Annotated in this window: 27 protein-coding genes; 19 read left to right on the top strand and 8 right to left on the bottom strand. The window is 57.1% G+C overall.

What is annotated here, in order from left to right:
• Positions 1 to 82 precede the first annotated feature (82 nt).
• The 8 genes from betI to JGF26_RS04685 all read left to right on the top strand — a co-directional run bounded on the left by betI (position 83) and on the right by JGF26_RS04685 (position 8525).
• The gene (gene betI / locus JGF26_RS04650; RefSeq protein ID WP_134707631.1) at positions 83 to 670 is read left to right on the top strand and encodes a transcriptional regulator BetI; all 588 of its coding nucleotides are present in this window, start codon (positions 83 to 85) and stop codon (positions 668 to 670) included.
• A gap of 13 nt (positions 671 to 683) precedes the next feature.
• Positions 684 to 2156: a betaine-aldehyde dehydrogenase gene (gene betB, locus JGF26_RS04655; protein WP_134707282.1), complete on the top strand. Its 1473-nt coding sequence runs from the start codon at positions 684 to 686 to the stop codon at positions 2154 to 2156.
• A 13-nt stretch (positions 2157 to 2169) separates the two neighbouring features.
• Complete coding sequence (gene betA / locus JGF26_RS04660) at positions 2170 to 3834, top strand: choline dehydrogenase (RefSeq protein ID WP_134707281.1); 1665 nt, start codon at positions 2170 to 2172, stop codon at positions 3832 to 3834.
• A 143-nt stretch (positions 3835 to 3977) separates the two neighbouring features.
• Positions 3978 to 4541, top strand: a complete 564-nt coding sequence (locus JGF26_RS04665) for a fasciclin domain-containing protein (protein WP_134707280.1) — start codon at positions 3978 to 3980, stop codon at positions 4539 to 4541.
• Between the two features lie 43 nt (positions 4542 to 4584).
• The gene (locus JGF26_RS04670) at positions 4585 to 5139 is read left to right on the top strand and encodes a sigma-70 family RNA polymerase sigma factor (RefSeq protein ID WP_134707279.1); all 555 of its coding nucleotides are present in this window, start codon (positions 4585 to 4587) and stop codon (positions 5137 to 5139) included.
• On the top strand, positions 5136 to 5783 hold the full coding sequence (locus JGF26_RS04675; protein ID WP_134707278.1) for an anti-sigma factor: 648 nt from the start codon (positions 5136 to 5138) through the stop codon (positions 5781 to 5783). The genes JGF26_RS04670 and JGF26_RS04675 overlap by 4 nt, the downstream gene beginning before the upstream one ends.
• Before the next feature lie 273 nt (positions 5784 to 6056).
• On the top strand, positions 6057 to 6797 hold the full coding sequence (locus JGF26_RS04680) for an SDR family oxidoreductase (RefSeq protein WP_134707277.1): 741 nt from the start codon (positions 6057 to 6059) through the stop codon (positions 6795 to 6797).
• Positions 6798 to 6830: 33 nt separating this feature from the next.
• Positions 6831 to 8525, top strand: coding sequence for a thiamine pyrophosphate-binding protein (locus JGF26_RS04685; protein WP_134707276.1), 1695 nt, complete (start codon positions 6831 to 6833; stop codon positions 8523 to 8525).
• A 33-nt stretch (positions 8526 to 8558) separates the two neighbouring features.
• Here the strand turns inward: JGF26_RS04685 and JGF26_RS04690 are convergent, their stop codons facing one another.
• Complete coding sequence (locus JGF26_RS04690; protein WP_134707275.1) at positions 8559 to 9257, bottom strand: GNAT family protein; 699 nt, start codon at positions 9255 to 9257, stop codon at positions 8559 to 8561.
• Between the two features lie 201 nt (positions 9258 to 9458).
• Between JGF26_RS04690 and JGF26_RS04695 the strand changes: the two genes are divergently transcribed.
• From JGF26_RS04695 to JGF26_RS04715, 5 genes are all read left to right on the top strand, one after another.
• On the top strand, positions 9459 to 11027 hold the full coding sequence (locus tag JGF26_RS04695; protein WP_108090639.1) for an ABC transporter substrate-binding protein: 1569 nt from the start codon (positions 9459 to 9461) through the stop codon (positions 11025 to 11027).
• Between the two features lie 98 nt (positions 11028 to 11125).
• Positions 11126 to 12139 (top strand): ABC transporter permease, encoded by a 1014-nt coding sequence (locus JGF26_RS04700; protein WP_134707274.1) that lies wholly within the window; start codon positions 11126 to 11128, stop codon positions 12137 to 12139.
• Complete coding sequence (locus tag JGF26_RS04705; protein ID WP_108090641.1) at positions 12139 to 12972, top strand: ABC transporter permease; 834 nt, start codon at positions 12139 to 12141, stop codon at positions 12970 to 12972. The genes JGF26_RS04700 and JGF26_RS04705 overlap by 1 nt, the downstream gene beginning before the upstream one ends.
• Positions 12965 to 13801: an ABC transporter ATP-binding protein gene (locus tag JGF26_RS04710; protein WP_134707273.1), complete on the top strand. Its 837-nt coding sequence runs from the start codon at positions 12965 to 12967 to the stop codon at positions 13799 to 13801. Before JGF26_RS04705 ends, JGF26_RS04710 begins: the two co-directional genes overlap by 8 nt.
• Positions 13788 to 14492, top strand: coding sequence for an ABC transporter ATP-binding protein (locus tag JGF26_RS04715; protein WP_134707272.1), 705 nt, complete (start codon positions 13788 to 13790; stop codon positions 14490 to 14492). The genes JGF26_RS04710 and JGF26_RS04715 overlap by 14 nt, the downstream gene beginning before the upstream one ends.
• Positions 14493 to 14601: 109 nt before the next feature.
• On the opposite strand, the gene JGF26_RS04720 is transcribed toward JGF26_RS04715, so the two are convergent.
• From JGF26_RS04720 to budA, 4 genes are all read right to left on the bottom strand, one after another.
• A complete protein-coding gene (locus JGF26_RS04720; RefSeq protein WP_028019531.1) occupies positions 14602 to 15075 on the bottom strand; it encodes a cold shock domain-containing protein in 474 nt (157 codons plus the stop codon).
• A gap of 131 nt (positions 15076 to 15206) precedes the next feature.
• Positions 15207 to 15977: a (S)-acetoin forming diacetyl reductase gene (locus tag JGF26_RS04725; RefSeq protein WP_028019532.1), complete on the bottom strand. Its 771-nt coding sequence runs from the start codon at positions 15975 to 15977 to the stop codon at positions 15207 to 15209.
• Positions 15978 to 15997: 20 nt separating this feature from the next.
• Positions 15998 to 17677: an acetolactate synthase AlsS gene (alsS, locus tag JGF26_RS04730; protein ID WP_028019533.1), complete on the bottom strand. Its 1680-nt coding sequence runs from the start codon at positions 17675 to 17677 to the stop codon at positions 15998 to 16000.
• Positions 17678 to 17690: 13 nt separating this feature from the next.
• Positions 17691 to 18470, bottom strand: a complete 780-nt coding sequence (gene budA, locus JGF26_RS04735; RefSeq protein WP_028019534.1) for an acetolactate decarboxylase — start codon at positions 18468 to 18470, stop codon at positions 17691 to 17693.
• A 105-nt stretch (positions 18471 to 18575) separates the two neighbouring features.
• Between budA and JGF26_RS04740 the strand changes: the two genes are divergently transcribed.
• Positions 18576 to 19457 carry a LysR family transcriptional regulator gene (locus tag JGF26_RS04740; protein WP_114978036.1) on the top strand — a complete coding sequence of 294 codons (882 nt, stop codon included), beginning with the start codon at positions 18576 to 18578 and terminating at the stop codon, positions 19455 to 19457.
• A 72-nt stretch (positions 19458 to 19529) separates the two neighbouring features.
• On the opposite strand, the gene JGF26_RS04745 is transcribed toward JGF26_RS04740, so the two are convergent.
• Together JGF26_RS04745 and JGF26_RS04750 are read right to left on the bottom strand one after the other, a co-directional pair.
• Positions 19530 to 19892 (bottom strand): cupin domain-containing protein, encoded by a 363-nt coding sequence (locus tag JGF26_RS04745; RefSeq protein WP_028019536.1) that lies wholly within the window; start codon positions 19890 to 19892, stop codon positions 19530 to 19532.
• 75 nt (positions 19893 to 19967) lie between these two features.
• A complete protein-coding gene (locus tag JGF26_RS04750) occupies positions 19968 to 20786 on the bottom strand; it encodes an AraC family transcriptional regulator (RefSeq protein WP_164989094.1) in 819 nt (272 codons plus the stop codon).
• Between the two features lie 205 nt (positions 20787 to 20991).
• Between JGF26_RS04750 and JGF26_RS04755 the strand changes: the two genes are divergently transcribed.
• Positions 20992 to 21582, top strand: a complete 591-nt coding sequence (locus tag JGF26_RS04755) for a hypothetical protein (protein ID WP_028019538.1) — start codon at positions 20992 to 20994, stop codon at positions 21580 to 21582.
• Positions 21583 to 21620: 38 nt separating this feature from the next.
• On the top strand, positions 21621 to 21896 hold the full coding sequence (locus tag JGF26_RS04760) for a hypothetical protein (protein ID WP_075204635.1): 276 nt from the start codon (positions 21621 to 21623) through the stop codon (positions 21894 to 21896).
• Between the two features lie 81 nt (positions 21897 to 21977).
• Here the strand turns inward: JGF26_RS04760 and gstA are convergent, their stop codons facing one another.
• Positions 21978 to 22583 carry a glutathione transferase GstA gene (gene gstA / locus JGF26_RS04765; protein ID WP_134707271.1) on the bottom strand — a complete coding sequence of 202 codons (606 nt, stop codon included), beginning with the start codon at positions 22581 to 22583 and terminating at the stop codon, positions 21978 to 21980.
• A gap of 119 nt (positions 22584 to 22702) precedes the next feature.
• Between gstA and JGF26_RS04770 the strand changes: the two genes are divergently transcribed.
• The 3 genes from JGF26_RS04770 (at position 22703) to JGF26_RS04780 (ending at position 25203) form a co-directional block, all read left to right on the top strand.
• Complete coding sequence (locus JGF26_RS04770; RefSeq protein ID WP_134707270.1) at positions 22703 to 23587, top strand: LysR family transcriptional regulator; 885 nt, start codon at positions 22703 to 22705, stop codon at positions 23585 to 23587.
• A 295-nt stretch (positions 23588 to 23882) separates the two neighbouring features.
• Positions 23883 to 24338: a hypothetical protein gene (locus JGF26_RS04775; protein ID WP_134707269.1), complete on the top strand. Its 456-nt coding sequence runs from the start codon at positions 23883 to 23885 to the stop codon at positions 24336 to 24338.
• Between the two features lie 505 nt (positions 24339 to 24843).
• Positions 24844 to 25203, top strand: coding sequence for a hypothetical protein (locus tag JGF26_RS04780; RefSeq protein ID WP_028019542.1), 360 nt, complete (start codon positions 24844 to 24846; stop codon positions 25201 to 25203).
• Positions 25204 to 25399: the final 196 nt, after the last annotated feature.

The following is a 25399-nucleotide window of genomic DNA, read 5'->3' on the forward strand; positions in this document are numbered from 1 at the left end:
CAATTAAGACACATTTTATATTGAACGTCCAATCAAAAACCGCTTTAATGTATAACCAAAGCTGATGAATGGAGTGGCAAAAATGCCCAAAGTGGGGATGCAGCCGATCCGGCGCAGGCAGCTAATTGACGCCACGCTGGAAGCAATAAATGAAGTGGGAATGCATGACGCGACCATCGCGCAGATCGCCCGTCGGGCGGGCGTGTCCACGGGGATCATCAGTCACTATTTCAAAGATAAAAATGGTCTGCTGGAAGCGACCATGCGCGACATCACCGGCCAGCTTCGCGACGCGGTTTTAAGCCGTTTGCACGCTCTGCCGGACGGCAGCGCGGAGCAGCGTCTGCAGGCAATTGTCGGCGGCAATTTTGATGAAACCCAGACCAGCAGCGCAGCAATGAAGGCCTGGCTGGCCTTTTGGGCGAGCAGCATGCATCAGCCGATGCTCTACCGCCTGCAGCAGGTGAGTAGCCGCCGTCTGCTTTCGAACCTGGTGTACGAGTTCCGCCGCGAACTGCCGCGCGAGCAGGCCCAGGAGGCGGGCTATGGCCTAGCGGCGCTGATCGACGGGCTGTGGCTGCGCGCCGCGCTGAGCGGCAAGCCTCTGGATAAGCCACTGGCGCAATCGCTCACCAGCCACTTTATCAGCCAGCATTTACCGACCGAATAACCGAGGAGAATTTATGTCCCGAATGGCAGAACAGCAGCTTTATATCAATGGTGGTTATACATCCGCCACCAGCGGTCGCACCTTCGAGACCATCAACCCGGCCAACGGTGAAGTCCTGGCAAGCGTTCAGGCGGCCGGGCGTGAAGATGTCGACCGCGCCGTGGAAAGCGCAAAACGCGGGCAAAAAATCTGGGCAGCGATGACCGCAATGGCGCGCTCGCGCATTCTGCGCCGAGCTGTCGACATCCTCCGCGAACGTAATGACGAACTGGCGAAGCTGGAAACCCTCGACACCGGTAAAGCGTATTCCGAAACCTCAACCGTCGACATCGTCACCGGCGCGGACGTGCTGGAGTACTACGCGGGGCTGATCCCGGCGCTGGAAGGCAGCCAGATCCCCCTGCGTGACAGTTCGTTCGTCTACACCCGTCGCGAACCTCTGGGCGTGGTGGCGGGCATCGGCGCGTGGAACTACCCGATCCAGATCGCCCTGTGGAAATCTGCTCCGGCTCTGGCGGCAGGCAATGCGATGATCTTCAAGCCGAGCGAAGTGACCCCGCTTACCGCGCTCAAGCTTGCCGAGATCTACACCGAAGCGGGCCTGCCGGACGGCGTGTTTAACGTCCTGCCGGGCGTGGGTGCGGAGACCGGTCAGTACCTGACCGAGCATCCGGGCATCGCGAAAGTCTCCTTTACCGGGGGCGTCGCCAGCGGCAAAAAAGTGATGGCCAACTCGGCGGCCTCGTCCCTGAAAGAGGTGACGATGGAGCTGGGCGGCAAATCCCCGCTGATTATTTTTGACGACGCGGATCTCGATCTCGCGGCAGACATCGCCATGATGGCCAACTTCTTCAGCTCCGGCCAGGTATGTACCAACGGCACCCGCGTGTTCGTGCCTGCGAAGTTTAAAGCCGCGTTTGAGCAGAAAATCGTTGAACGCGTGGGCCGTATCCGCGCGGGCGATCTGTTCGATGAACGCACCAACTTTGGCCCGATGGTCAGCTTTCCGCACCGCGACAGCGTGCTGCGCTACATCGCCAAAGGCAAAGAGGAAGGCGCGCGCGTGCTGTGCGGCGGCGACGTGCTGAAGGGTGAAGGCTTCGATAACGGCGCGTGGGTTGCCCCGACCGTGTTCACCGACTGCACCGACGAGATGACCATCGTGCGCGAAGAGATCTTCGGCCCGGTGATGTCCATCCTCAGCTATGAAAGCGAAGAAGAAGCGATCCGCCGCGCCAACGACACCGACTACGGGCTGGCGGCGGGTATCGTCACCACCGACCTGAACCGCGCGCACGGTGCCATTCATCAGCTCGAAGCGGGCATCTGCTGGATCAACACCTGGGGTGAATCCGCCGCAGAGATGCCGGTCGGCGGCTACAAACACTCCGGCATTGGCCGTGAGAACGGCGTGATGACGCTGCAGAGCTACACCCAGGTGAAGTCCATCCAGGTTGAGATGGGTAAATTCCAGTCCATATTTTAACCGGGAGGTTTATTTGCAATTTGACTACATCATTATCGGGGCCGGCTCTGCCGGTAACGTACTGGCAACGCGACTGACCGAAGATCCAAACACCACCGTGCTGCTGCTTGAGGCGGGCGGGCCGGATTACCGCTTTGACTTCCGCACCCAGATGCCCGCCGCGCTGGCGTTTCCGCTGCAGGGCAAGCGCTACAACTGGGCGTACGAAACCGAGCCAGAACCCTTCATGAACAACCGCCGCATGGAGTGCGGGCGCGGCAAAGGGCTGGGCGGCTCGTCGCTGATCAACGGCATGTGCTACATCCGCGGTAACGCGATGGACCTCGACCACTGGGCAAAAGAGCCGGGCCTGGAGCACTGGAGCTACCTCAACTGCCTGCCCTACTACCGCAAAGCCGAGACGCGTGACGTAGGGCCGAACGACTACCACGGCGGCGACGGCCCGGTGAGCGTTACCACCTCGAAACCGGGCGTGAACCCGCTGTTTGAAGCGATGGTGGAAGCGGGCGTGCAGGCGGGCTATCCGCGCACCGACGATCTCAACGGCTATCAGCAGGAAGGCTTCGGCCCGATGGACCGCACGGTGACGCCGCAGGGCCGACGCGCCAGCACCGCGCGCGGCTATCTGGATCAGGCGAAACCGCGCCCGAACCTGACCATCCGCACCCACGCCATGACCGATCGCATACTGTTTGACGGCAAGCGCGCGGTGGGCGTCGAATGGCTGGAGGGCGAAAGCACCATCCCGTCGAAAGCCACCGCTAACAGGGAAGTGCTGCTGTGCGCCGGAGCCATTGCTTCTCCGCAGATCCTCCAGCGCTCCGGCGTGGGCAACGCGGAGCTGCTGAAACAGTTCGATATCCCGCTGGTGCATGATTTACCCGGCGTGGGTGAAAACCTGCAGGATCACCTGGAGATGTACCTCCAGTACGAGTGCAAAGAACCGGTCTCCCTCTACCCAGCCCTGCAGTGGTGGAACCAGCCGAAGATAGGCGCCGAGTGGCTGTTTGGCGGCACCGGCGTGGGCGCGAGCAACCACTTCGAGGCGGGCGGGTTTATCCGCAGCCGCGAAGAGTTTGAGTGGCCGAACATTCAGTACCACTTCCTGCCGGTAGCGATTAACTACAACGGCTCGAACGCGGTGAAAGAGCACGGTTTCCAGTGCCACGTGGGCTCCATGCGCTCGCCGAGCCGTGGGCACGTGAGGATTAAGTCACGTGATCCGCACCAGCATCCGGCGATCCTGTTCAACTATATGTCCCACGAGCAGGACTGGCAGGAGTTCCGCGACGCGATCCGCATCACCCGCGAGATCATGCACCAGCCGGCGCTGGACAAATACCGTGGCCGCGAAATCAGCCCGGGTATCGAATGCCAGACCGATGAACAGCTGGACGAGTTCGTGCGCAACCACGCCGAAACTGCCTTCCATCCGTGCGGCACCTGCAAGATGGGCTATGACGAGATGGCGGTGGTCGACGGTGAAGGCCGCGTTCACGGCCTGGAAGGGTTACGCGTGGTAGATGCGTCGATTATGCCGCAGATCATCACCGGCAACCTGAACGCCACCACCATTATGATTGGCGAGAAGGTTGCCGATGCCATTCGCGGTCGCGAGCCGCTGGCGAAGAGCACGGCGGCGTATTATGTGGCGAACGAGGCACCAGTAAGACGCTAAGCCATTTCCCCTCTCCCCACCGGGGAGAGGGAATTCACTTCCCCGCCAAAAATTTATTTTCATTTCACTGCATCCAGTTTTCACCCTGCCCTCGTATGTGAGTATGTGAGCAACTCCTTTGCTCCTGAATCCGAGGAAAGATGATGAAAAAGCTAACCCGTGTTGCATTTGTAACCAGCGCTTTACTCTTCTGTGCAGGCGCTTCAGCAGCCATGACGTCAGGCTCCGTGATGGTGGGTGGAGCGGAAATGTTCCCGAGCAAAAATATTGTTGAGAACGCTGTGAACTCGAAAGATCACACGACCCTGGTGGCCGCCGTCAAAGCGGCTGGACTGGTGGATACGCTTCAGAGTAAAGGGCCCTTCACCGTCTTTGCGCCCACCGATGCGGCGTTTGCGAAATTGCCTGCGGGTACGGTCGACAATCTGGTGAAGCCAGAAAATAAAGCGCTGCTCACCAGCATCCTGACCTATCACGTGGTAGCGGGTAATTACGATATGAAAGCGCTGGAGCAGAAAATTAAGCAGGGAGGCGGTCACGCGGAGCTTAAGACCGTAAACGGGCAACCGCTGTGGATCATGAGCAACGGCCCGCACAATATTCAGCTCAAGGACGGCAAAGGTAACGTGGCGAATATCAGCACCTATGACGTCCATCAGAAAAATGGCGTTATCGATGTGATTGATACCGTCCTGATGCCTAAGTAGTTGTCTATACTTCGGAAGTGTGACGTTGCCTTCCGGGAAAAACATGGATAACGCGCTGGCTGAACAGCAGTTGAAATTAATGCAGGCGGTCGCAAACGGCGATCGCCGCGCATTTGAGCAACTATACCGACTCACTTCACCGCATCTGTTTGCCGTAGCGCTGCGCATGCTGCGGCATCGCGCCTGGGCAGAAGAGATCCTTCACGACTGTTTTGTCACCGTCTGGAGTAAAGCTGAAACCTATAACGCCGCCCTGAGCTCTCCGATGACCTGGCTTACGCATATTGTTCGCAACCGCTGTATTGACTGGCTGCGCAGCGGGCAAACCCGCGCTGCCGCCCGCGAGGAGTCGTATTCTGAAGAGACTCTGCTGAGCGAAAGCGACGAGCCGAATAGCTGGCACGACGACGTGCAGGCAGCGCGGCTCAGGCATTGCCTGGAACACCTGAGCCACGAACAGCGTCAGAGCATTACGCTCGCCTACTATCAGGGCATGTCCCACAGCGATATTGCTGACTGGCTTCAGCAGCCTGTGGGCTCAGTAAAAAGCTGGATCCGCCGCGCAATGGATCATCTTCGGGAGTGTGTGGGCCTATGAATGACGCTGAAAAACGCGACGACATGCTGGCAGCAGAATATGCCCTCGGCACCCTTCGGGGAGGGGCGCGGCTTCAGTTTCAGAAACGGCTTGCCGATGAACCTGGCCTGGCTGCCCGCGCTGCGTACTGGCAGAACATGTTCAGCACGCTTGATAGCCATCTTGTGCCAGTCCCTCCGCCAGAAACGGTGTGGAAGAGAATCGCCCTCGATCTGCCATCTACAACGCCTTTGCGTAAAAGCCGTCCTTATATCAGCTGGATGGCCGCGGCTTCCCTCGCCGCCGTTACCGTCATTACCTGGTATTCCACCCGCACGCCGGAACTTGTTCCGCTGATAGTGCTCAACGATGCCCGGCAGCATGGGGAGTGGGTAGTCAGTGCGGACGCCAGACGCGAGCATCTGAGCATTACCCCGCTCAGACCGAACGCCGTTGCGGCGAAACATAGCCTGCAGCTTTGGCTTATCCCTGACGGTCAGGCGCCGATATCGCTGGGGCTACTGCATACCGCCATACCGACACGCGTTACTCTCAGGAACACAGTTCTTACTCCTGACGCCACGATAGCGATAAGCCTTGAACCAGAGGGTGGCTCACCCACCAGCCTCCCCACGGGCCCCGTGCTTTACAGTGGAAAAATATAATCTTCGCACCTTAATCGCAGGGACGCGAGGGTCACCCAATTTCATTCTGTTCATATGACAGTTACATATAAGAATTAAATATTAGGCTTGCAATTAATTTTATTATTATAAAACGTTATTGACATACTCTTCCGTACTCCATTAAGTTTCAAACGAACCTTATTCCATGTCAGATATACAATATATCAAAAACAAGAATTAAAGAATTTTCTGTTATTCTTTAATTCTTCCCTGCCTTTTATTTTCTGAATCACACTACAGTGAGATAAGATCATGAATAATAGTGCAAACAAGGTTGTCGTTATCACCGGTGCCAGCAGCGGGATTGGTGAAGCCATTGCCCTCCATTTAGCGAATAACGCGTTTTCGCTGGTACTGGTGGCGCGCCGTCAGGAAAAAATTAATGCCCTCGTGGACAGGATAATCCAGCAAGGCGGTAAGGCCATCGCCGTCAAGGCCGATGTTACCCGTCAGGAAGAGGTCCAGCGCGCCATTGAGGCCAGCATCGCCGCATACCAGCGCGTGGACGTGCTGATCAACAACGCTGGCTTTATGGCTATCGCCCCCCTCAGCGAGCTGAAAACTGAAGAATGGGACAAGATGATTGATACCAATCTGAAAGGGGTACTGTACGGCATCGCGGCCGCATTACCGGTGTTTCAGCGTCAGGGAAGTGGTCACTTTATTAACGTTGCCTCGGTGGCGGGCATCAAGGTCCTTGCCCCCGGCGGCGTGGTGTACAGCGCGACAAAATTCGCCGTTCGCGCGCTGAGCGAGGGTCTGCGTCAGGAAGCAGGTAAAACGATACGCACCACGCTTATCTCTCCCGGCGCGGTCGAAAGCGAGCTGCAGTTCGGCAGCTCAGACGAAGAGAGTAAAAAATTTCTCCATGAGTTTTATAAGCAGGCTATTTCGGCTGACGCGATTGCCCGCTCCGTTTTATTTGCCATCGAACAGCCAGGCGACGTTGATATTAATGAAATTGTTGTTCGCCCGACGCAGGAAGAATTTTAGCATGAATTAAATAACGCTGAATGAGGTTTAATTATGATTAAATCATTAACGTCCTTATCAGATTTAAATATGCGGTCAGGCGCCGATATTCTCCTTGAGGTGCTGGAGAGTGAAGGCGTGGAATATATTTTTGGTAATCCGGGTACCACCGAACTTCCGCTCATTGATGCCCTGCTTCGCCATGAAAATATTCACTATATTCTGGCGCTTCAGGAGAGCACCGTGGTGGCGATTGCCGACGGCTATGCGAAAGCCTCCGGCAAAACGGGCTTTATCAATTTGCATACTGCCAGCGGCCTGGGGCACGGCATGGGGAATCTCATTAATTCGCGGATCATGAAAACCCCGCTGGTGGTCACCGTTGGACAGCAGGATACGCGACACTACGTCCGCGATCCGCTTCTGTATGATGATATTGTTTCTATTGGCTCCCCGGTCATGAAATGGGCGCAGGAGGTTACCAGCGCCGACCAGCTCCCGGTGCTGGTGCGACGCGCGTTTCACGCGGCCAGCTACCCTCCGGGTGGCCCGGTCCTGCTCTCTCTGCCGATGAACGTGATGGAAGAGCTGAGCGACGCCGGGATACAGACGGCGTCCAGAGTGGACTATCACACCGTCGCGGGCTCGCTGGAGGAGCTGGCAGAGGCACTCAGCGAGATCGCACCAGGCAGGATAATGATTGTGGCGGGCGATGAGGTGCACTCCAGTGGCTCGACGCAGGAGATTGTCCAGCTGGCGGAAGCGCTCAGCGCCCACGTCTACGGCTCCTCCTGGCCGCTGAATTTGCCTTTTCCCACCCAGCACGCGCTCTGGCGGGGCAATATGCCCACCACCGCCAGTGAAATCGCCAGCATCATCAACGCCTACGATGCCGTATTTATCATCGGCGGCAGAAGCCTGATTACCATTTTATATAGCGAGGGCGAGGCCATTCCGGAAACCTGCGCGGTGTATCAGCTCTCGGCGGATATGAACGAACTTGGCCGCACGTATGCCACTCGCCTTTCGGTAATGGGGGATATCAAACTGTCCCTGCACGATCTGTTGCCGAAGCTTGAGCAGCGCCGGGTGGCAAGCAAATTGACGCATCAGCGGCTGCTCAAAGCGGCACGCGCTGAACGTGAAAAAGAGTGGCAACTGCAGGAAGAACGTCTGGCAGCCGAGCGGTTGCGCCCGACCCTTTCGCCGATGGTCGCAGCATATGAGGTCATCCGGTGCATTCCGGCGGGTACCACCATCGTTGATGAGGCGATAGCGACCGCCAGACATGTCCGCCGGTTCATCTCTGACCAGCAGCATCAGCGGTACTACTTTATGCGCGGCGGCGGTCTGGGCTGGGGGATGCCCGCCTCAGTAGGGCATTCGCTGGGACGCGGGCGGGAACCGGTGATATGCCTGATAGGTGATGGAGCCTCCCTGTACTCGCCGCAGGCGCTCTGGACGGCGGCACATGAAAATCTGCCGGTCACCTTTATCGTCATGAATAACAGGGAGTACAACATCCTGAAAAACTTTATGAAGAGCCAGGCTGACTACAGCTCAACGCAGCTGGGGCGTTTTATCGGGATGGACCTCGTGAACCCGCATATCGATTTTCAGTCGCTGGCCACTGCCATGGGCGTCCACTGCTGCCGGGTGACCGAGGCTGCAGATATCGCCGAAGCGGTAACCCGCGGACTACAGTCCGGAAAAACCAATTTGATTGAAATTGCCATTTCCGCGGATTAGCCGCGTGTTTACGCTGTACCCTACATAAAAAGCTTATAACCGAAACGCCTCAAGCCGCTTAATCTGCCGCCCTTCCCCGTCAAAATTCTCCGCCGCCAGCCAGGCGCGCAGTTCGGCGTCTCTTTGCGGCCATTCGCCGTCAATAATAGAAAGCATATCGCTGTCGCGGTTGCGCCCTTTGCGCACCAGCTTCTGGCGCAGGCGCCCTTCCCAGACAAACCCCAGCCGCTCCGCCGCCCTGCGTGAGGCAATGTTCATTGAATCGCACTTCCACTCCAGACGACGGTAGCCGTGCTCAAACGCATTTTTCAGCAGCAGCCACACCGCTTCAGTACCGATGCGGGAGCCTTTCATTTTGCGCGACCAGGTCACGTGACCGATTTCAACCGACCCCAGCAGCCGCTCGTTAGCCATATAGCTCACCAGCCCCACCGCACGTTCAGTGCGTAAATCAATGACGGCAAACGGCACCAGCTCGTCATCCAGCACCTTTCCCAGCACCCAGTGTGCGGTGGCTTCCACGCTTTCAGGCTGCGTGCTGGCAAGCCATGTCCAGTCGCTGTCGTCGCCCAGCGCGTAGGCGTCATAGAGATCGGCTGCATGGCGATCGACATCCAGCGGCTCAAGACGGCAATACTGACCGAACAGCGGCGTGCGGGTTAATACGCGCGCGCCTTTCCAGCCAGGAACGATATCGTTAACGGTTTGACCATGTTGATTGATTTCGGGCACGACGGTGACTCCCTGAAAGGTAAGGAGTTTGTTATAGCAGGTTAAAAAGCGGGCGAAAAGCAGCGTATTCTAATAGCCCGAGCGCATGCGATATTCCCGGAAGATATAAGCAAAGCTGAATTTCGACTTTGCGGAATTTAAGAGTCGACCTAACGTAGCGGAGCATAAAACAATCACAATATATTCTTCTCAGGGATCGCTATGACGAAAAAACTGTTGCCGTTACTGGTGCTGGCTGCGCTCTCAAGCGCTGCCCACGCCGCTACTCCGCCCAACACGCTGGTTGTTGCCCAGGGGCTTGATGACATCGTAAGCCTCGACCCGGCCGAAGCCAACGAGCTTTCCAGCATCCAGACCGTGCCGAGCCTCTATCAGCGCCTGGTACAGCCGGACCGCGATAACCCTGAAAAAATCACCCCGATTCTGGCAGAAAGCTGGGAAGCGGACGCGGCAGCAAAAACGCTGACGATTAAACTTAAGCCCGATGCCAAATTCGCCTCCGGCAACCCGCTGCGCCCGGAAGACGTGATCTTCTCCTATACCCGCGCCGTAACGCTGAACAAATCTCCGGCGTTTATTCTCAACGTGCTGGGCTGGGACGCGAGCAACATCGCCAGCCAGCTGAAGAAAGTGGACGACCATACCCTCACGCTTCACTGGACGGCGGACGTTAGCCCGTCGGTGGCGCTGAATATTCTCTCCACGCCGATTGCCTCCATCGTCGATGAAAAGCAGGTCGCGGCAAACGTGAAGGATAACGACTTCGGTAACGCCTGGCTGAAAATGCACTCGGCGGGCAGCGGCGCGTTCAAAATGCGCGTCTATCAGCCGCATCAGGCCATCGTGCTGGAAGCCAACGAGTCAGCGCCCGGCGGCGCGCCGAAGCTCAAAAGCATCATCATTAAAAACGTCCCCGACCCGGCTTCACGCCGCCTGCTGATCCAGCAGGGTGATGCGGACGTGGCGCGCGATCTGGGTGCAGATCAGATAAGCGCCCTGGACGGCAAGCCTGGCGTGAAGGTGCTGAGCATTCCGTCCGCCGAGCAAAATTACCTGGTGTTTAACACCGGCAACAGCGCCAACCCGCTGCTGAATAACCCGGCCTTCTGGGAAGCGTCGCGCTGGCTGGTGGACTATGAAGGCATCACCAAAAACCTGCTGAAAGGCCAGTACTTTGTTCATCAGAGCTTCCTGCCGGTCGGGCTGCCGGGCGCGCTGGAAGACAATCCATTTAAGTTTGACCCGGCAAAAGCGAAAGCGATCCTCGCAAAAGCGGGGATTAAAAACGCGCACTTCACGCTGGACGTGGAGAACAAGCCGCCGTTCATCACTATCGCGCAATCCATGCAGGCGAGCTTTGCCCAGGGCGGCGTGAAAGTCGATCTGCTGCCTGCCGCCGGGAGCCAGGTCTATGCCCGTGTGCGCGCAAAGCAGCACCAGGCGGCGATTCGTCTGTGGATCCCGGACTACTTCGACGCGCACTCTAACGCCAGCGCCTTTGCGTGGAACGACGGAAAATCCAGCACCGTGGCCGGACTGAACGGCTGGAAAATTCCAGAGCTGAACAAAGCCACGCTGGCGGCGGTAGCCGAGCCGGATCCGGCGAAGCGTCTGGATCTCTACAAGAAGATGCAGGAACAGCTGCAGCAGAATTCGCCGTACGTGTTCGTCGATCAGGGCAAAACCCAGATCGTGGTGCGCGATAACGTGAAGGGGTATCAACAGGGGCTGAACGCGGATATGGTCTGGTACGATCGCGTCACGAAGTAGCCCTTGTTGCCGGGTGGCGCTGCGCTTACCCGGCCTACGTTCTCGGTTTTTGTAGGCCGGGTAAGGCGAAGCCGCCACCCGGAATGAAGAGATCTCCCATGCCACATCTATCCACCCGCGTGCTCCAGGGTCTGCTGACCCTGCTGCTCACGCTCTTCGGGCTGCTGCTCGTCACGTTTGCGCTCTCGGCGTTTTCACCGGTCGATCGCGTGCTGCAGATCGTCGGCGATCACGCCAGCCAGTCCACCTACGATCAGGTTCGCCACCAGCTAGGGCTGGATCGCCCCCTGCCCGTGCAGTTCTGGCACTACCTGCAAAATCTTGCCCACGGTGATTTAGGCACGGCCAGCGCCACCGGGCAGCCGGTGCTGCAGGACCTGCTGCACGCGTTCCCCGCCACGCTGGAGCTGGCGACGCTGGCGTTAATCATCGGCGCCGTGCTCGGCGTGATTGCCGGGGTGCTGTGCGCCCGCTACGCCGGTTCGCCGCTCGATCTTGCCATCAGAACCCTCACCCTGCTCGGCAACTCGGTACCGATCTTCTGGCTCGGCCTGCTGATGCTGGCCCTGTTCTACGCGAAGCTGCAGTGGAGCGCGGGTCCCGGCAGGCTGGACGATATCTGGCAGTTCACCGTCGAGCCGCGCACCGGCTTTGCGCTGATGGATACCTGGCTTTCCGGCGACCGCGAGGCGTTCCGCAACGCCGTCAGCCACCTGGTGCTGCCGGTGCTGCTGCTGGCCTATTACTCGCTCGCGAGCATCACCCGCCTGACGCGATCCGCCTGCCTAAGCGAGATGAACAAAGAGTACATTCTGCTTGCCCGCGCCAAGGGTGCCGGGGAGATGGCCATTCTGCTGCGCCACGTGCTGCCGAACATTCGCGGCACCCTTCTGACGGTGATCGCCCTGGCCTACACCAGCATGCTGGAAGGCGCGGTACTGACCGAAACCGTCTTCTCCTGGCCGGGCATCGGGCGCTACCTCACCACCGCCCTGTTCGCCGGAGACACCACCGCCATCATGGGCGGCACGCTGCTGATTGGTATCTGTTTTGTGCTGATCAATAACCTTACTGACCTGCTCGTGCGGGCGACCGATCCCAGGGTGCGCTGATGCCGTTTTATCTTTTCTTACGCCGCCTGCGCCGCTCCCCCGCCGCGTTTTGCGGGCTGGCTGCCATCGCGCTGCTGGTGGCTATCGCCCTGTTCGCGCCGTGGCTCGCGCCGCTTGACCCGAACTGGCAGGACGCCGCCGCGCGCTTACAGGCACCCAATATCCAGCACTGGCTGGGCACCGACAGCTACGGTCGCGACCTGCTTTCACGTCTGATTTACGGCACCCGTCCGGCGCTCGGACTGGTGGCGTTAGTCACCGTTATCACCCTGCCCGCCGGGCTGCTGGTGGGGATTTTGTCCGGCTACTACGGCGGCTGGATGGAGCGCATCCTGATGCGCTTTACCGACGTGGTGATGTCGATGCCGCGCCTGATCCTCGCCTTCGCGTTTGTGGCGATGCTCGGCCCCGGGCTGGTCAACGGCGCGCTGGCGCTGGCCCTAACCACCTGGCCCGCCTACGCGCGGCAGGCGCGGAGTGAAATTCAGCGTCTGCGCCACAGCGACTATCTCGCCGCCGCCGAAATGATGGGCATTCGCGGGCTGCGCCTGTTGGTCGGCCATATTCTGCCCCTGTGCCTGCCGTCCGCGATTGTGCGGCTGGCGCTGGATCTGGCGGGGATTATTCTGGCGGCCGCCGGGCTGGGCTTCCTCGGCCTTGGCGCGCGTCCGCCGATGGCCGAATGGGGCGCGATGATCGCCGACGGCATGCAGGTCATTTTCGACCAGTGGTGGATTGCCGCCATTCCGGGCGGCGCGATTCTGTTTGCCAGCCTCGCCTTTAACCTGCTGGGCGACGGCCTGCGCGACGTACTGGAGCCACAGCATGACTGAACAACGCGTCATCGTCGATGCGCTGAATATCGACTACCCCGCCGCGCGCGTGGTCAACAGCCTGAGCTTCACGCTGGGCAACGAGCGGCTGGCGCTGGTCGGGGAATCAGGCTCGGGCAAATCGATGTCCGCCCGCGCCCTGATGGGGCTGGTGCGCAAGCCCGGCATCGTGAGCGCGAACCGGCTTAACGTGCTCGGCAACGACCTGCTGACCCTGAGCACCCGCCGCTGGCAGGCGCTGCGCGGTAACGGGATTGCGATGGTCCTGCAGGACCCGCGCTACGCGCTGAATCCGGCGAAAAACGTCGCCGCTCAGCTTGATGAGGCGCTCACCCTGCATCAGCGTCTGCCCCGCTCAGAACGACGTGAACGCATGCACGAGATTATCTGCGCCGTAGGACTCAACGAACATGTCCTCACGCGCTACCCCGGCGAGCTCTCCGGCGGCATGGGCCAGCGGGTGATGATCGCCATTGCGCTGATCAACAACCCGCAGGTGCTGATTGCCGACGAACCCACCTCCGCGCTGGACGCTCGCCTGCGCAACCAGATCCTCGAGCTGCTGGTGCAGCAGAGCGAAGAACGCCAGATGGCGATGCTGTTAATCAGCCACGACCTGCCGCTGGTGGCGGAACACTGCGACCGCGTGCTGGTGATGTATCAGGGCGAGAAGGTCGATGAGATGGCGGCGAACCGGCTTTCGCAGGCGACGCATCCGTATACGCGCACCCTGTGGACCTGCCGTCCAAACGCCAACACCTTCGGCCAGATGCTGCCGACGCTGGACCGTTCTCAGCCGTGGAAGGAGACCGATCATGACGCTCGTTGACGTTAAGGATCTCCAGGTGAGCTTCGGGGAGAAATCGGCCGTGTCCGCCGCCAGCTTTGCCATCGAGAAAGGCGAAACCTTCAGCCTGATAGGTGAATCCGGCTGCGGGAAATCGACTATTCTGCGCGTGCTGGCGGGGCTGCAGCGCGAGTGGAACGGCCGCATTTCGATCCAGGGAGACGCGTTACGGCCAGGACGGCGTTTTGAAGGCGAGCTTCGCCGCAACGTGCAGATGGTGTTTCAGGATCCGTGGGCGTCGCTGCACCCAAACCACACCGTTGCGCGCACCCTGTCGGAGCCGTTAAACATCCACGGCGAAACGCAGATTACCGAAAAGGTGGCGGATGCGCTGCAGCAGGTGGGGCTTTCCGCCGACGCGGGCAAGCGTTATCCGCATCAGCTTTCCGGCGGCCAGCGCCAGCGCGTGGTCATTGCCCGCGCGCTGCTGCTGCGCCCGCAGCTTCTGCTGCTGGACGAGCCGACCTCGGCGCTGGATATGTCCGTGCAGGCGGAAATTCTCAATCTTTTGAACCGCCTGAAAGCCGAGCACGGCATGACCTACCTGCTGGTGAGCCACGATGCGGACGTGATTGCGCATATGTCCGACCGGGCGGCGTTTATGGCGCACGGGGAGATCCAGAGGGTGTTTGACCGCGAGGCGATGTTGCGGGGCGAGCACCGGATGGGGTAAGTGCGCGCGGCGGTGCCCGGTGGCGCTGCGCTTACCGGGCCTACGTTTCGTGCCGCGTTGAGGTTTTTTTGTAGGCCGGGTAGAGCGGAACCGCCACCCGGCAAAAAAATCACTTCAGCAGCTTCACCGTAGCATCAATGTCGATCTCATCTTCGGTGAAGATCAGCGTCGTGTTCTGGAAGGTGGTGATCGCCAGCTTCTTCACCGTGCGCATTTCGCCCGGCTTTTTCTCGGACTTCGGCTTAATGCTGTTCATCAGCAGCCCCACCGACAGCACCGCGTTCTCTTTGTCGATTTTAGTATCAACCGGTTCTTCTTCGTTAAACACCACGAAGGATTTGATCGAGGTGAGCTTCACGCGCTCGCCGGCAATATAGAGGTGTTTACTTTCCGGGATCACCTTCACCGCATAGGCGGAAAGGCCTTTGTTGTTGGTGGTTGGCTCGAAGGTCACCGCCGCATCTTTCTTAATCAGATCAGGGTTCGCGACCTTAATCACATGAAAATAGCGGTTGTCGCCGTTTTCATCTTTGATAAATCCAAAGCCTTTATCTTTAAACCACGTTGTGATTGTACCGTTCATCGCTGTTACCGCCTGTCAGATCGTAATGACTAAAGTTTTGCAGCGCGCAGTGTAATGCACAATGGCTGAGGAGACAAAAAAAAGCCCCTGCACGGGTGCAGGGGAAAACTCATGTCAGAGCTTATTAGTATTTAGTTAAACACCATCCCACCATCAATTAAGAGCGACTGGCCGGTCATATAGTCGGAATCTGGCCCGGCGAGGTATGAAACGCAGGCAGCGACGTCTTCTGGTTCAGACAAACGGCCAAGCGTAATGCGTTTGGCAAAGGTTTCAGTCCCGTAGCCGAGCGGTTTACCTGCCGCCTCAGACACCTGACGGTCGATCTCCGCCCACATTGGCGTTTTAACGATCCCCGGGCAGTAGGCGTTAACGGTGATCCCCAGAGGAGCAAGATCCCGTGCTGCCGTCTGGGTTAAGCCGCGCACCGCGAACTTGCTGGAACTGTACACCGCCAGTTCCGGGTTGCCGGTATGGCCCGCCTGAGAGCAGGCGTTGATGATCTTGCCGCCGTGCCCCTCTTTACGGAAAGCATCGATCGCGGCCTGGATGCCCCAGATCACCCCTTTCACGTTAATGTTGTAAACCTTGTCGACAATCTCCGGTGTAATCGACTCGATTGGCGTGGAAGGCGCGATCCCGGCGTTATTCACGATCACATTGAAACCGCCCAGTGCGGTACGCGCTTTCTCCACCGCCGCAAATACCTGATCGCGGTTCGAAACATCCACCTTCACGGCGACAGCACGACCGCCGTTACGGGTAATTTCATCGGCAACCGCTTTCGCCGTTTCCTCGTTGTAATCCGCAATGGCGACGGCGAAGCCATCTTTCACCAGGCGCAGCGCAATCGCTTTACCAATCCCCTGGCCTGAGCCTGTTACGAGAGCAACTTTTTGCATTTCTCTGTCCTTATATTGAGTCACAAAATCTGGCTGAGATGGAGCTGGCCCATCAGCAGCGGGTTATCGCTATAGTCGACGGGAATGGCCACCACGGCGGGGCCATCGACATCCATTGCTGCACGCAGCGTCGGTTCAAGCGCATCGGCGCTCTCCACGGCAAAACCTTTCGCACCAAAGGCGTCGGCATACACTTTGAAATCGACCGGGCCAAACTCCACGCCGGAAAGACGCTGGTATTTTTTCTCTTCCTGAATGGCGACCATGTTGTAGCCGTTATCCACCCAGATGATGTGCAGCACGTTGGCGTTGAGACGTACAGCGGTTTCCAGCTCCATGCTCGACTGCAGGAAACCGCCGTCACCGGAGACCGAAACCACCTTGCGACCCGGGTTCACCAGCCATGCGCCAATGGCCCACGGCAGCGCGACGCCCATGGTCTGCTGACCGTTGGAAATCATCACCTGACGTGCCCGGAAACTGTAGAGATAACGGGCGATCCAGATGTGGAAGCTGCCCATATCCACGGTGAGCGTGACGTCGCTGTTTACGATGTCCTGCATGGCACGCACGATGCGCAGCGGATGCAGGGCAAACTGGTTAAGCGATGCGCCACGACGATCGAGCAGATCGCGCTGATGCTGACGATCGACCAGGATTTCAGAGGCGCGTGGACTCAGCTCCAGCTTATGATCGATCCGGCTGGAGAGCAGATTGAGTGTTTCGGCGATGTCTCCCACCAGCTCAAGATCCGGCACATAGTTACGTTCTTCATAGGCAGGCAGCACATCAATGTGCACCAGCGTGGCATCCCCGCTGTTCCACATAGACGGTTCGTACTCCACCGGGCTGTAGCCGATGCAGATAATCAGATCCGCCAGATGGAGCAGCCTGTCGCCCGCCTGGTTATTGAACAGACCGACGCGTCCGGCAAAGCGGGTGAAGTGCTCCTGGTTCACCGCCCCGGCAGCCTGATAGGTACTGGTGACCGGAATGCGGCTTTTCTCCAGCAGCTTACGTAGCGCGTCACTGTTAGCAGGCTGGCTGGCCATCAGGCCAAGCAGGATGACCGGGTTTTTGGCTTTTTCAATTAGCTTTGCCACGTCGTTAACCGCTGACTCCGGTGCCGGGCCCATTCGTGCTGCGCCACTGGCAGGCAAAATCGCGCCTGTCGCGGGCTGGTCGACAATATCCTGCGGCAGGCTGACGAACGCGCCCCCCGGTCTGCCGTGCTCGGCGGCACGGAATGCATTCGATACCACTTCGGCAATCGCATCCGGAGAGCTGACTTCCACCGCGTATTTGGTGACAGGGCTGAACATGGCGACCGTGTCCATGCTCTGGTGCACCAGTTTGGCTTTATCCGCTCGCTTGACCGCCCCGCCCAGCGCTACCACCGGGTCGCCTTCGCTGTTGGCGGTGGCAATGCCGGTGATCAGGTTGGAACAACCCGGCCCGGAGGTGACCAGCGCCACCCCGGCCTTGCCGGTCAGGCGCCCTACCGCCGCCGCCATAAACGCCGCATTCGCTTCGTGGCGCACGGGAATGATCTCAATGGAGGAGTCCAGCAGGGAATCAAAGACTTTGTCGATTTTCGCCCCCGGAATACCGAACACCTGCTTCACGCCCTGCGCTTCCAGCTGGCCGACGACCATATCGGCGCCATGCGCCCACTGACGTGACTGTTTCTCACTGTTCACGGTAGTTCTCCTGTTAGTTTTCGACGGAACGGATCGCTGCATCAAGATCGCTGGGGTGCAGGTTGGCCTGCAAAAACGCACTGTCGGCGGGCAGGTCAATCATCAGCTTGTGAATTTCACCGAAGGTCAGTACGCCGCTCTCCAGCTGGTAGTCGAGCAGATGGCCCCCGCCCTGACGGTCGTCGGTGATGAAATGTTCGTGGTAGCCCGCCACGTTAATACCCTGCATATGCTGTGGCGTGCGGAACCCGACCAGTACACCTTTCCGCTGGTTGAAGCGGAACACTGGCTGGTCGTCCAGCACGTCTGTCATCGCCCGGTACGGCGGCTTCTGACGTGGTACCGTGCGGGTATGGGCATGGCGGAAGTTACCGTCGATACGCAGCGCGCAGAACAGGTTATCGGAGGGGATTTGCTGGTCGATCACGTCGTGGATCTGCTGGCGACTGACCGGCCCATCAAAGGTTTTACGATACTGCGGCTGGAACCAGGTCATCACTGCAAACGGCGTTTTCTGCTCTGGCTTCGCGGCGCGGGCGCTGCCGTCGGCGCGCAGCTGGTACACCTGGCTACTGAAGGCAATCATTTCGCCGTCCAGCTCGTTGAAAGTGCCCAGACCAAAATCACCGTGTGCCAATAGATCGGCGATGGTGGTGTTCCCCTCGTACACGCCGCTTAGCAGGGCGCTCATTAGCGATGTCTGATAGATCACACTGTCAGGATGCTGAGCGGAGAACCCTCGCAGGGTCTCGCACAAGCTGGCCTCACAGTCGCAGGCAGATGAATGCATCATCATGCTCGTCCTCTTCAACTTTATTTAGAAAGGTTAAATAAATGTTGACCCGATTCAGCAGAGAGTTCCAATATAGAATCCATGCTGGTTTGAGACGTTTTAGATATGGAACTTCGTTATCTGCGGTATTTCGTCGCGGTTGCTCGCGAGCGACACTTCACCAAAGCGGCCAAAGCGCTGGGTATTTCTCAGCCTCCTCTGAGTCAGCAGATCAAACGGCTCGAAGAGGAAGTGGGCACGCCGCTGTTCAGACGCCTGACGAGGGGCGTGGAGCTGACCGAAGCGGGGGAAGCGTTCTATGAGGATGCCTGCAAGATCCTGGCGCTGAGTGACGCCGCGCTGGAAAAGGCCCGCGGAATCGCGCGCGGGCTGAACGGTAATCTGTCGATTGGCATCACCAGCTCCGACGCTTTTCATCCCAAAATTTTCGCGCTGATTCGCCAGTATCAGGTGCAGAACATGGCGGTACAGGTTCACCAGGTGGAAGCTAATATGTCTTCGCTGACGACGATGCTGGCTGAGGGTGAGCTGGATATCGCCTTCGTGCGTCTGCCGTGCGAGAGCAGCAAGGCATTCGAGTTAAAAATCCTCGACCGGGAGCCGATGGTGGTGGCGCTGCATCGCGACCATTCGCTGGCGGCGTGCGGCGATCTGGCGCTGGATCAACTCCGGGATACGCCAGTGGTGCTGTTCCCGCAGGAGGTCGCGCCCGGCCTGTATGACCGGGTTTACGGCTGCTGCGAACGGGCCGGGATCGACGTGCAGCACGCGCTGCAGTCATCACAGCTTTCGTCCTCTCTGAGCATGGTTTCCGCCGGCGGCGGCTTCGCGCTGGTACCGAAATCCATGGCGGCCATTTCTCCGCCGAATGTTACCTACCATGCACTGAGCTCACCGGCGCTTTACACCGATATCGCACTCTGCTGGCGGCGTTTTGAACGCTCGCGGACGGTGAAGCGGTTTCTGGCGATGATGAGTGAGGGGTAGCAGCCGGTTTGGTTGGTGGCTTTTGTAGGCCGGGTAAGGCGCAGCCGCCACCCGGCAACATAGCCTCCGTCGTCAAATCCAGACGTCGTTCTCTGCGGTGCGCTCCCCACCTTCGTGTCCGGTATTCAGGACCCCACACGGTTCTATCATCATCATTTTTACCGTCGTTTCAGCAGACGTTTTATGTTCAACGCCTTTTGGCACAACGTACATTTCCCCTGGATTGACGAGCACATGTCCGTCAAGAAAATCAATACGTAACACGCCCTCGACCACGATGAATGCCTCATCGGTTTCAGGGTGCGCGTGCCATATAAAATCACCCGATATTTTGACGATTTTAAACTGATAGTCATTCATCTGAGCGATGACTTTCGGCTGCCAGTGCGCGTCGAAGAGAGAGAATTTATTGTCTAAATTAACAGGACTATACATTGCGACACTTCCTATGGTTGAGAAGCATCCAGGATAGAATAAGGCCGGCGTGCCGGTCTTGAACGATCGTGCAAATCAGGCAGGATGACCTTTAATGAATTTTTGCCAGCGCCCCGGCGACATACCCAACGTTTTGATGAACTGACGAGTCATGTGACTTTGATCTGAAAACCCCGCTGCAGCGGCAGCCTCAGCAAGCGACAGGCCCGCCTGAATCAGGCGTCGACAGTATACAAGTCGACGCATGGTCACATAGCGATAAGGACTCGTTCCATAAAGCGCACGAAAATCCCGGCTGAGGCTCCAGCGATCTCTGCCACTGACGGCGGATAAAGTATCCAGCGTAATATTGTGAATGAATTCAGTGTGTATATATTCGCGCGCGCGTTCTGCGGATTGATAATCCACCCGATTCCGGCGAAAACGTTGTCCTCCCACGACGGCGAGCGTGTGGGCGAGATCGTAGAGCGCATCGTCTTCTTCCAGCGTATCGAAAGATTCTTCCGGCGCTTTTAACAGCGGTTCGGTCGCTGCAAAAAGCCGGGGATCGGATGAAATTCCGCCGGGAATAAACGGCAAAGGCTTTCCGCCCAGGATTTTTTGAATTAACGCCGGATCGATATACAACATCCGATACTGGAATCCGTCGTTCGTTCCCGCCTCTCCGTCATGTATTTCGTCAGGGTGCAGGACCATTGTCCCGCCCGGCAGGCTATGTTGTTTACTTCCCCGATAGTGAAAACTCTGCACCCCGGATAAGGTCCGGCCTATGGCATAAGTGTCGTGACGATGCGGCTCATAGCCATGCCCGCTGAAATACGCCTCTATGCGCTCTATTTTTCCGGGTTGTTGCGCCAGTCTGACCCAGTCTTTGTTAGCTTTTGCATTCGACATATATGACACCTGATGCCCTGTGAGGGTGAAACAACACCATAAACGCATCGGGTGCAGTTTGGAAAGTTGTTGCAGGCAACGCGGGGTCGGATCCAGGACTTTGCTGTTTTATTGATATACGCTCCGGAACTACGTTTTCCTGGTAATTGTTTGCCGCATGCCATCTGTTACTCTGACAGAGTGCAAAGGATGACAAGGACGTGAAATGCTGAACCCCGGATTCGTTACCCGCAAAGCGCTTGCTCTCTGGCGGGATGTCCCTGCTTTTTTACCCCAGTTTCAGTTCCATGAGAAACATCGAGCGGTCATTCATACTTCCAACCCTGAAAATATTCTGCCGTTGATTGCAAGCTTTGACGTCCAGCAAGACCCCGTCATTCGGCGGCTGATGTCTTTGCGGCAATTACCGCAGAAATTTCTGCACAATCAGCAGACTAACTCGACGGGCAACTTTGGGCTGCACAGTTTTACGCTGTTGCACAGCTCAGCATCCGAGCTCTGCTTTGGCTTAAGAGGGCAATTCTGGCGGACAGATTTCGGTCTGGAAAACGCGCCCGATGCGATTGCTTTTCAGGCACCCGCCGGGCCGGGCAGCGCAAAACTGTTGCTGCGCTACCAGGTAGCGGAACTGGCGCCAGGTCAACATGAACTCTGTACTGAGACCTTCGTCTATTGTCCGGACAAACGTACTCAACTCAAAATGGCGGCCTACTGGCTGGCAATACGGGCAGGGAGCGGCTGGATCCGTAGAAGGACGCTGGAGGCTGTCAGGTTGCATGTTGAAAATCAGAAGTGAGGGATTCCTGTGAAATGCCCTGAGCACTGGAGGTTTTGATGACTATACGAGTTATTACATTTTTGCTCATACTCGGCGCATTTGCTGTAAATGCAGCTGGTGGCGGTAATGGTGGGGATGGTGGGGATGGAGGAAATGGTTCGGATGGAGGAAACGGTTCGGATGGCACCGTCTCAGCTCCGGGCCGTGCGGGTTGTCCGGGCGGAACAGATCCGGACGCGTCGGGAAAATTTTATCTTCCAGGAACAAAACAGCAATGCAATCCCGGGAAGCAGGATGCCGTGAAAAGCGCCATGCAATCAGATGCAGAGTGACAGTATGCTAACCCATCCTGACTCCACATCCTCACTTGCCTCCTGCTTCAGGCATTAATACCTGCGGCGGAATAAGCAGACCTAGACTTTCTCCTCCGCACGCAATGCGGCCTGCACAGCGGGCCGGGCACTGATTTTTTCCCTGTACGCCAGTAGCGCGGGCCAGTCGTTGAGTTCAATTGAGAAGAATGTGCACCATCCCAGCACGGTGAAAAGATAGGCATCTGCCACGCTGAATGCCGATCCCGTCAGATAAGCGCTAGTGGAGAGCGTTTCCTGAAGAAAACTGAACCGCCTGAACAGCTTCTCACGAAAAATCGATTTGGCCTCTTCCGGCAACATATTGTTGAAGAGAGGTGCCAAACCAGCGTGTATTTCGCTGGTGATAAAGTTTAGCCATTCCTGAAGCCGCACTCGCTCCCAGCTGTCTGCTCGCGGTGCCAGCCCACTTTCTGGCTTGAGGTCTGCCAGGTACTGCAAAATGGCTGGCCCCTCGGTCAGGATTTTCCCGTCATCCAGCTCAAGCGCTGCGACATACCCTTTAGGGTTAATGGTCAGGAAGTCGCGCCCGTCAGCGGTAAGCTTGCTCCTGTTGTCCACTTTAATCAGTTCAAACTCAATCGCCAGTTCGCAAAGCACGATATGGGGTGAGAGTGAGCAGGTATCCGGGGCGTAATAGAGTTTCATAATCTCTCCGTTAAAGCGGCTGTGTGATGAAGATTCGGTTTGCATCACTGTGCTTAAAACCGATCTCGCTGTAAAATTAATGATTCATAAATTAGCCATTAGCTGAGCTACTGATACCCATGATGAATCTTTTACACTGGCGCTTACTGGTTGCAGTGGCCGATGCCAGTAATATTTCTCGTGCCGCTGAAGAGGTTGGCATGACGCAGTCGGGTGCCAGCCAGGCGATCGCTCAGTTAGAGGCCTCATTAGGATTTGCGATATTCACGCGAGAGCGACGCCACATCGGCGTGACTGCCCTGGGCGAGCAGGTTGTCAAAGAAGCAAGGAGTATGCTGGCGCGGCTGGATGCCATCCGTGCACTGGCGGATGAGAGCCGGGGGCTGAGCGGCGGGCGCATTCGTCTTGCCAGTTTTCCTTCGGTGACATCCACATTTTTGCCCGGACTACTGCGCGATTTTAAGCGCCTGCATCCTGAAATCGAGGTGGTTGTACTGGAAGGGACGGACCAGGAAGTCGAAGAGTGGCTGGCGGCAGATACGGTTGATCTGGGCGTGGTAATGAACCCTGTTCCCGGGCGTGCTGAAGCGCTCCTGGGACAAGATGCGTGGGTCGCGGTGCTGCCAGCCAGTCACCGTCAGGCTCGTTATGCGCGTTCGCGGGGCATCACCCTTGAGGAACTGGCAGACCAGCCCTTCGTGCTCGCAACCGGCGGTTGCGCCGTCAATGGAAAAAGCCTGATGGAACAGGCTGGCTTGCAGCTGTCTGACGTGCGGGTGACCGTCCGGGACTGGATCAGCGCCTGCCTGCTGGTGCGCGAAGGCATGGGCGTTGCGCTGATACCTGAATCCGCTCTGCCGGATGAATTACGCGGTTTGTGCGTCGTGCCCGTGACGCCTTCGCTGTACCGTGAGTTTGGGGTGGTTTGTTCGGCGGCGAGCAAATCCTCCCGAGCAACTCAGACGTTATTGGAAGTGTTGCTCAAAATGAAAAGGTCTGCGTAAGGAGTTACGGCGGTGCAAATTGTGCCCGGCGGCGCTGCGCTTGCGCGGGCCTACGGTTCGTGTCGCGGGGAGGTTTGGTGTTTGGTTTTGTAGGCCAGGTAAGGCGTAACCGCCACCCGGCAATGCCCTTCTGGAAGCCGCCTCGCAAACCTGCAAGCAACCTTATGTAATTCTTAGGCATCCCTTTTCATCCCTTCTTCACGGTCGTAAAGTGCCTGCGTTGCGGCACATCCGTAACCGGGCGTAGGAACCCGTTAGCATAACATGACATTTTTTTGCACAACGAGGATGCTAAATGGCTACTACACCTAACTTTTCTTATGCGCTCTCTGAAGAAAGCGCTGTTCACCACCTCATCAATCTTCAGCTTTGCGATTCCTCAGATCTCTTCGAACTGGCTGACACCTGCGCCGCCTGTGTGAGCGTGCTGGTTGAAACTGACGATCCCGTGACCTTTTCCATTCTTTGCGAGCGTTTGCTGGCGCTGCTTAAACGCCTGCGTGAACGTTGCGATACGGAACTTCCCCCACATCTGGTTGAACGGCTCATCGCGGGGGAGAAGATCGTTTCCTGCGTGCCGGACTGCTGGCAGGAGACGGCGTTGCAGGTGGATTATGCTGTGGCGTTAACGCTGGCGGTGATAGGCGGGACACTGCCTGCGAGCGTGGTGAAAGAACTCATCGGGCTACTGCATGATATGGTCTGGCTGTTGGCGGAGTTTGTGAAGGAGCCTTATATAACGGCGCGCTGAGGTGGGTAATGGGAGGCCGGGGTTCTGCTTGGTAAAAAAACTGGATGTTGTGCGATAGCGGGTTAAATCCCGGCACGACGGAGCGGTGCGGCTTGAGCAGAACTCCGGCGAAAACAGCGTATTTCATGTCATTCGGATTCCCACATTAAAGGTTTACTTCAACCTGCCGTTAATACTGACAACTTCTGTTCAGTCATACATCTGAACAGGAACAAAGATATTTCCAAATAGTATTTGTCACTTTTTTAACTTCATTGGATGAATGATGCGACATCTTAAAATTACCGTTACATTCTTATCAGTAATATTACTGTCCGGGTGTTCTTTAAATAAAGACCATTACAAAGGCTTGAGCCACAATTTATGCTATTACAATCAAGATAATATTGTGTACAAATCGAGAAATGGCACCTGCGTATTCCTTGCAGACACAATATATTCAACGACATACAATAATAAAAGTTACACATTGTCATTCAGTTCTTTGTCAGCAGACTCAGGCTATATGAACGTATTTGAGGTGACAAAGCAAAACACACCGGAAATTATCAGCCTTTTCAGTGACTTTATTGCATGGTCAGCACTCGACCAACCTCAGATGCAAAGTGAAGAGGTTAAGTTTAATAATAGCGATAAATCGAAGAGACAAGTTGCAACCAGTGCTTCTGCTACAAAACAGTTTCGGTATATTAGCAAGCCACCAAAAACTCTTGGGTATGAGGAGTATGAGAACAGTCCTCTCCTGATGATTCAGTTAAATTTAAGCCTGTTTGGATTTCCAATGACGGATTACTGGTTAATTACGCCAGAAGAGGCCCGTAAACTCATTGTCTTGATACAAATATTATCTGCCGATTTAGATTGATTTACAGCAACATTCGGTTTTAAAACGTTCGTCACAGCAAGTGAAGGAATGGCACTGGTTTGGGCTGGCAATGACCAGTCAGCCCTATGTTGATGAAGATGCGGTATTGTTAGCAACTTCTACTTCTGGCACAGGGCAGACGAACTTGTTGAGATGAAGGTCCGCAGTGAGCGAACAGCGGACGCTATTGCCAACT

The organism is Enterobacter sp. E1 (assembly GCF_016809815.1).
Taxonomy (GTDB): Bacteria; Pseudomonadota; Gammaproteobacteria; order Enterobacterales; family Enterobacteriaceae; genus Enterobacter; species Enterobacter adelaidei.

Bases quoted from the DNA above. Each gene is read 5' to 3' on its own strand.
- JGF26_RS04775 (WP_134707269.1), top strand. From the start codon at position 23,883: ATGGCTACTACACCTAACTTTTCTTATGCGCTCTCTGAAGAAAGCGCT.
- JGF26_RS04675 (WP_134707278.1), top strand. From the start codon at position 5,136: ATGAATGACGCTGAAAAACGCGACGACATGCTGGCAGCAGAATATGCC.
- JGF26_RS04780 (WP_028019542.1), top strand. From the start codon at position 24,844: ATGAACGTATTTGAGGTGACAAAGCAAAACACACCGGAAATTATCAGC.
- JGF26_RS04740 (WP_114978036.1), top strand. From the start codon at position 18,576: ATGGAACTTCGTTATCTGCGGTATTTCGTCGCGGTTGCTCGCGAGCGA.
- JGF26_RS04710 (WP_134707273.1), top strand. From the start codon at position 12,965: ATGACTGAACAACGCGTCATCGTCGATGCGCTGAATATCGACTACCCC.
- JGF26_RS04680 (WP_134707277.1), top strand. From the start codon at position 6,057: ATGAATAATAGTGCAAACAAGGTTGTCGTTATCACCGGTGCCAGCAGC.
- JGF26_RS04755 (WP_028019538.1), top strand. From the start codon at position 20,992: ATGCTGAACCCCGGATTCGTTACCCGCAAAGCGCTTGCTCTCTGGCGG.
- JGF26_RS04720 (WP_028019531.1), bottom strand. From the start codon at position 15,075: ATGAACGGTACAATCACAACGTGGTTTAAAGATAAAGGCTTTGGATTT.
- JGF26_RS04745 (WP_028019536.1), bottom strand. From the start codon at position 19,892: ATGTATAGTCCTGTTAATTTAGACAATAAATTCTCTCTCTTCGACGCG.
- JGF26_RS04705 (WP_108090641.1), top strand. From the start codon at position 12,139: ATGCCGTTTTATCTTTTCTTACGCCGCCTGCGCCGCTCCCCCGCCGCG.
- betI (WP_134707631.1), top strand. From the start codon at position 83: ATGCCCAAAGTGGGGATGCAGCCGATCCGGCGCAGGCAGCTAATTGAC.
- gstA (WP_134707271.1), bottom strand. From the start codon at position 22,583: ATGAAACTCTATTACGCCCCGGATACCTGCTCACTCTCACCCCATATC.
- JGF26_RS04695 (WP_108090639.1), top strand. From the start codon at position 9,459: ATGACGAAAAAACTGTTGCCGTTACTGGTGCTGGCTGCGCTCTCAAGC.
- JGF26_RS04665 (WP_134707280.1), top strand. From the start codon at position 3,978: ATGAAAAAGCTAACCCGTGTTGCATTTGTAACCAGCGCTTTACTCTTC.
- JGF26_RS04685 (WP_134707276.1), top strand. From the start codon at position 6,831: ATGATTAAATCATTAACGTCCTTATCAGATTTAAATATGCGGTCAGGC.
- JGF26_RS04760 (WP_075204635.1), top strand. From the start codon at position 21,621: ATGACTATACGAGTTATTACATTTTTGCTCATACTCGGCGCATTTGCT.
- JGF26_RS04725 (WP_028019532.1), bottom strand. From the start codon at position 15,977: ATGCAAAAAGTTGCTCTCGTAACAGGCTCAGGCCAGGGGATTGGTAAA.
- JGF26_RS04770 (WP_134707270.1), top strand. From the start codon at position 22,703: ATGATGAATCTTTTACACTGGCGCTTACTGGTTGCAGTGGCCGATGCC.
- JGF26_RS04700 (WP_134707274.1), top strand. From the start codon at position 11,126: ATGCCACATCTATCCACCCGCGTGCTCCAGGGTCTGCTGACCCTGCTG.
- budA (WP_028019534.1), bottom strand. From the start codon at position 18,470: ATGATGCATTCATCTGCCTGCGACTGTGAGGCCAGCTTGTGCGAGACC.
- betB (WP_134707282.1), top strand. From the start codon at position 684: ATGTCCCGAATGGCAGAACAGCAGCTTTATATCAATGGTGGTTATACA.
- JGF26_RS04715 (WP_134707272.1), top strand. From the start codon at position 13,788: ATGACGCTCGTTGACGTTAAGGATCTCCAGGTGAGCTTCGGGGAGAAA.
- JGF26_RS04750 (WP_164989094.1), bottom strand. From the start codon at position 20,786: ATGTCGAATGCAAAAGCTAACAAAGACTGGGTCAGACTGGCGCAACAA.
- JGF26_RS04670 (WP_134707279.1), top strand. From the start codon at position 4,585: ATGGATAACGCGCTGGCTGAACAGCAGTTGAAATTAATGCAGGCGGTC.